Source organism: Collinsella aerofaciens, from assembly GCF_005845035.1.
Lineage (GTDB): Bacteria > Actinomycetota > Coriobacteriia > Coriobacteriales > Coriobacteriaceae > Collinsella > Collinsella aerofaciens_I.
Genome location: NZ_SPFO01000014.1, coordinates 52,419 through 55,963 on the forward strand (window position 1 = coordinate 52,419; position 3,545 = coordinate 55,963).

At 52.8% G+C, this 3,545-nt stretch carries 5 protein-coding genes; 3 read left to right on the forward strand and 2 right to left on the reverse strand.

The genetic code is table 11. The features are described from left to right. The first annotated feature begins 297 nt into the window (after positions 1–297). The gene (locus FGQ67_RS07310) at positions 298–591 is read left to right on the forward strand and encodes a hypothetical protein (RefSeq protein WP_138341012.1); all 294 of its coding nucleotides are present in this window, start codon (positions 298–300) and stop codon (positions 589–591) included. A gap of 658 nt (positions 592–1,249) precedes the next feature. Here FGQ67_RS07310 and FGQ67_RS10340 read toward each other — a convergent pair. Further along, positions 1,250–1,375: a hypothetical protein gene (locus FGQ67_RS10340; RefSeq protein ID WP_255413117.1), complete on the reverse strand. Its 126-nt coding sequence runs from the start codon at positions 1,373–1,375 to the stop codon at positions 1,250–1,252. 245 nt (positions 1,376–1,620) lie between these two features. Between FGQ67_RS10340 and FGQ67_RS07315 the strand changes: the two genes are divergently transcribed. Together FGQ67_RS07315 and FGQ67_RS07325 are read left to right on the forward strand one after the other, a co-directional pair. Further along, positions 1,621–2,076 (forward strand): hypothetical protein, encoded by a 456-nt coding sequence (locus FGQ67_RS07315; protein ID WP_138341014.1) that lies wholly within the window; start codon positions 1,621–1,623, stop codon positions 2,074–2,076. Between the two features lie 277 nt (positions 2,077–2,353). After that, the gene (locus FGQ67_RS07325) at positions 2,354–2,593 is read left to right on the forward strand and encodes a hypothetical protein (RefSeq protein ID WP_138341019.1); all 240 of its coding nucleotides are present in this window, start codon (positions 2,354–2,356) and stop codon (positions 2,591–2,593) included. Between the two features lie 450 nt (positions 2,594–3,043). Here FGQ67_RS07325 and FGQ67_RS07330 read toward each other — a convergent pair whose 3' ends face one another. Beyond that, the gene (locus FGQ67_RS07330; protein ID WP_138341020.1) at positions 3,044–3,472 is read right to left on the reverse strand and encodes a hypothetical protein; all 429 of its coding nucleotides are present in this window, start codon (positions 3,470–3,472) and stop codon (positions 3,044–3,046) included. Between the last annotated feature and the right edge of the window lie 73 nt (positions 3,473–3,545).

The following is a 3,545-nucleotide window of genomic DNA, read 5'->3' on the forward strand; positions in this document are numbered from 1 at the left end:
CCGGGTCCCGCGAACACGATCACCAGGCCGATAACCGCGATGATCAGGACGTACTCGATGATTGACTGTCCTCGGAGGCGGGTACTCCTAGGAGATACCCCCCCCCGAAGGTTAACTGCCGCTGCATGCATTTGCGACACTCCCTTCGCTCAGGGTTTGTAGATACATTGCCGAGCGTAGGGCTATTCCATAATTCTGCTCCGGTCTTGCCGCAGCGGCAACCGCACCGATGATCAACAATCGTGATTACGCTATTATAGAACACGCGTTCGTTATTGATTCGAGAGGGGTGCCGTCGTGGGGGAGAGCGATAAGTCGATACGTTTGGTCACGGCCCTCGTCGAGTGCCGCCCCGACGGCGAGTACGCCCCGTGGGGCATCAAATGGTACGACGGCACCGTCTACCCGTTCGACCGCATCGAGTCCTACAGCTCCCGTTCGTGGGCGCTCGGCAGGAACAAGCGGTCCGAGTCCTGGCGCGTGATCGTCGGGGACGGTACGTGCCGCGACATCTGCCATTACCAAAACAGCTGGTATGTCGTTCACGACCCAGACGATGACACCCCAGCGGCAAGCGCACCGCAAAAATAGCCAAAACGCCCATTCGAAACCAAACGCCCAGGTAAACGGCTTAACACAATCGCGAATACGACCCCAAAAAGACCTACTTGGATACCCGCTAGGGGCACCTGTTTTCAGGCACCTTAAATCGCCTCTCGTTGCCTCGTTTTTTCGGCTACTCAGTAAAAAATAGGGGAGTACGCCAGTACTCCCCCTAAATCGTTTATATCCCGGTTGCTGCCTGCCAGTCTGCCCTCTCAAGCCTAGGCTTGAGCGCGGGGGGGGCTTAGGCCCCTAGTCTTGAACGTACTTGAGGTCAAGCTCTCCAGGCGCGTCCACGTACACCGCGCCGAACGTCAGGTTTACCAGCCGGGGCTGAGCTCCATAAGAGCAAAATCATTCTAGCGCTTACTATCAAGGATATCCGTCGTAGTGGCGGCTATCCGGCAAACGATCGTACTCTCGTGGTCCCGTTTCGAGTAATTCTTTGGCACGGTCAGGAGCATAGCGAACGGTTTCCGCTGTTCCGCTCATGTACATGGACGATGAATGAACTTCGATAGCAAACGCAATTTGGTTTTTGAAATATGGACGAATTCCTTGTCAGGAGGGTAGAATGATGCCGACGGCAGCCCAAGTTGTAGAGAGCTGGGCAGAGCCGTTGCTTAATGAAGTTGGGTCATCGTCCTTAGCGACGGTGGCCTTTCTTTTTAGGCTTCGAGCCCTGCTTGAGTGCCTTGGAAAGGCCGACAAGGGCCGTGAGGAGCGAGACCATAGCGGTCAGGAGCTTCACGAGCTCGGTGAAATCGGTCATGGGCATCACCTCCCATCAAATGGAGGGCTCTGCCCGGCACGAGGGCTGCCAACAGCAAGGACGATTCTATCAGAGCGGCTGACTCCCGCCCGATATTACCATCCCACTGCGCCTGTGCAAAAAAGAGGGCCGCCAAACAGCGACCCTCCAGCGAAAGTGCATGTTATTTAAGACAGTCAAATTCTTTGAATAACAAATGACTGCTGTATAATTACATAATAAAGTTCACCCGGAAGGAGCGATCGATGAAAAGCAAACGATTTGCCCTGAATGCACTTCTGGTAGTAGCAATATTGACGCTCTTCGTCTTTTCGGACTCATACATGAATCAGCCAAGATTTGGATATGCTTTATACGCTGTGTTTTCCGGCGAAACAACTTACAACACTTACAACACTATTGGCTTCATTGACGCAATCTTTTTCTATGTAGTCGGCCCCTTATCAAGCGAACTGGTCGCTTTCCTTGTCTGCCTCAACCTGAATCAACGAAGCCAAACTCATTCAGCGACTTCGGCCAAACAAGGAATCAATCTCTTCGCAATAACGATAATTCTGCAAATTCTGACAGTGTTGATTATCGCCCTGACCGCAACAAACGTTTTGAAGTATGAGTTCGGATTCATCGCGAGCTGCCTGATGGCAATTGCCGCGGGTATAGCGGTCTCGTATACGACACCGGCAAAGAAGTGGCTCAACTAACAGGGCCTATTTGGAATCCGAATCGTCCATGGAGCCGTCGATGCCGGTTTTGGTGTCGTCGTCCGTATTGGAATCGTCATCCTTGGGGCTTATAGGACAAAATGTGTATATCTCATAATGTATACGTTGCACCATGAGAGAGGGGTCTGTCATGAGCTGGAAACCGAGAAAATGCGTTATCGCCGGTCTCGGGACAACCGGTCCTGGCGGCGGCTTTTTTGCAACCGCAATGACATCGTACCGACTTTTCATTTGCATGTTCTGAAAGGAAGTTGCCATGCTGTCGCAAAATCAATCGAGATACTTGGACACAATCGGCTTTGCCCTGCTCGCATCACTCTTTGCTAGCGACCTTTTGCTGAAACCGCCCAAGGAACTCGTTTTGCTTGCCATAGACTGCATTTCCGCCCTTTACTTTACGGCAACCCTAATCGTCGGACTAAAGGAGAGGAAAAAAGGCGCAGTCGTTGCGTCCGCCGTAGGCGTGATCACAGCCATTGCATCATTCTTTATCTGACACATTGGTGATCTAGGGGCGATATCGTAGGAATACGACCGGGAGAGCCGGGACCAGATTGCCCGGGTTGCCCGGTCGGCTCGCGCGACGGCGCGGCGGTTCCACAGAAAGATCTCCGGACTTCACGCCGTTTCTGATCGCATTGTAGACAGCCATCTCGTCTTCGCAGTCGGCGAGCACGCGGTGTGCGTCGTCGTTTTGGATGTCCAGTAAATCTCGAAGGTCCTCCATGCACCAGCGTCCGAGATCTGGCCATGCGCGTTGCGCGAGCTGATAAGTGTCGATTGCGATGTTGTAGTTAAAGTCCAGGCCAAAGCCGTCCCAGGCAGAACGGTATTGTTTCCTTGATTATCAACTTCATCCGGACACTTCCCGCATTCATCCGCGTGTGTACGGATGAATGCGGGGCTCGATAGCTCGGCGGCCTGATCGGCAGGCCGACGGGAACTCTCACTCCTCGATAAAAGCCGGCACCCGGTTAGTTCTGCGCATCTTGAAATCGCCAGTCTCGTGGGAGACGTAGAGAATGCCGTCCATCCCATCTCGCGATGCATATGAAAGGTGAACAGAACCGCAATCCGCTCCATCATTGTCGAGAAGATCGAACGAATTCGGGTCGCTCGTTGCGGCCAAACGACCACTCAGACAAGAGCCATCGCCATTACAGATTTGCCATTCCATGTCTTCGCCTGCAAGAATCGCCATAGACGGCCTGGTCGCGCCATCGTTGACATACATCCCGTCTATGCCAAACCCATTTTCAGCGCCATCGATGAACGACTGCTCGGACCTATACCTCGCAAATGATGCACATAGCACCATTGCAAGACAAAGTACAAAGCCAACAATCGCTATCTTTGCATAGCTCTTGCCTATCATGTCATTCACCTCCCTCGTATGTATCGAGGTATTCCTGCTTGAGCGTCTGCGAGGACGACTTGATCTTTTCCAC

Excerpts from the sequence above, each read along its gene's own strand:
- FGQ67_RS10340 (WP_255413117.1), bottom strand. The coding sequence starts at position 1,375 with ATGACCGATTTCACCGAGCTCGTGAAGCTCCTGACCGCTATGGTCTCG.
- FGQ67_RS07315 (WP_138341014.1), top strand. The coding sequence starts at position 1,621 with ATGAAAAGCAAACGATTTGCCCTGAATGCACTTCTGGTAGTAGCAATA.
- FGQ67_RS07325 (WP_138341019.1), top strand. The coding sequence starts at position 2,354 with ATGCTGTCGCAAAATCAATCGAGATACTTGGACACAATCGGCTTTGCC.
- FGQ67_RS07330 (WP_138341020.1), bottom strand. The coding sequence starts at position 3,472 with ATGATAGGCAAGAGCTATGCAAAGATAGCGATTGTTGGCTTTGTACTT.